The sequence below is a fragment of the Paeniroseomonas aquatica genome, from assembly GCF_030409335.1.
In the GTDB taxonomy this organism is placed as follows: domain Bacteria; phylum Pseudomonadota; class Alphaproteobacteria; order Acetobacterales; family Acetobacteraceae; genus Belnapia; species Belnapia aquatica.
The window spans coordinates 1-1198 of sequence record NZ_JAUFPN010000256.1 but is presented as its reverse complement, the minus strand read 5'-3'; the positions used below and the strand labels follow the sequence as shown (position 1 = coordinate 1198).

Sequence of the window (1198 nt, the reverse complement as noted above, 5' to 3'; positions counted from 1 at the left end):
AGTGTCCTGACTCTGAAGTTCCCAGGCAGTTGCTCTGAACCTCGGTTGTGCGCTGGCAGAAGCGCTGGACGGCGGCGAGAATGTCATCGGCGCTTTTTGTCCAGCGGAACGGCTTGGGCTCGGCATTGTGGGCGTCGATGTAGGCTTTGATGGCAGTCTCCAACTCTGCCGTGGAGCGATGGGCGCTTCGCCTGATCTGGTCATCGGTGAGCAGGGCGAAGAACCGCTCGACCTGGTTGATCCAGGATGCCGAGGTGGGTGTGTAGTGCTCATGCCAATGCGGCCGCTTGGCGAACCAGTTGCGGATCAGCCTGGTCTTGTGGCTGGAGGCGTTGTCCATCACGACGTGGACGTCGAGTTCCTTGGGGACCCTCGCCTCGACGGTATCGAGAAAGCGGCGGAACTCGGCGGCGCGGTGCCGCGGCATGCAGGAGCCGATGATGGTCCCGGCCTTCACGTCGAGCGCGGCGAACAGCGACGTCGTACCGTGCCGCTTGTAGTCGTGGGTATGACGCTCGACCTGGCCCGGGCGCAGCGGCAGCAAGGGCTGGGTCCGGTCGAGCGCCTGGATCTGGCTTTTCTCATCCACGCACAGCACCAGAGCGCGTTCCGGCGGGCTGAGGTAGAGGCCGACGATGTCGCGGACCTTCTCGACAAACAGCGGGTCGGTCGAGAGCTTGAAGGTCTCGCTCCGGTGCGGCTGCAGCGAAAAGGCCTTCCAGATGCGCTGCACCGTCGACGGCGCCAGCCCCGAGGCCTTGGCCATGCCGCGCGAACTCCAGTGGGTCCGGCCGCTGGGCAGCGTCTCGAGCGTGGCGGTCACCACCTCGGAGACCTTCTCATCGGTCACCGTGCGCGGCGCGCCGGGGCGGGGTTCGTCAAGCAAGCCGTCCAGCCGCCGCTCGGCAAAGCGCCCCCGCCAGGTCGCCACCGTCATCCGCGCAACGCCGAGCCGTTCGGTGATGGCCAGGTTGCTGAGCCCGGCCGCCGCCAGCAGCACGATCTCGGCGCGCTGGGCGTCGCCCCGCGCCACCTTGCGCCGTCGCAGGCGGGCTTGCAGTTCCGCCCGCTCGCTCTCCGACAACTCGATCCGAACCGCCTTCGGTGCGGCCATCGCCATGAGCCCGCCCTGCTGCCAAGGCCGCAGCGAATCACAGCACAGCAAAACTGCCTAGCTATTTCTCGGTCGGGACACTAG

1 protein-coding gene is annotated in these 1198 nt (G+C 66.9%); it reads right to left on the bottom strand.

The features are described 5' to 3' along the window. Nucleotides 1-1114 (bottom strand): IS630 family transposase (locus tag QWZ14_RS29170; protein WP_290320578.1); only part of this gene is annotated, 1114 nt, incomplete at its 3' end. Between the last annotated feature and the right edge of the window lie 84 nt (nt 1115-1198).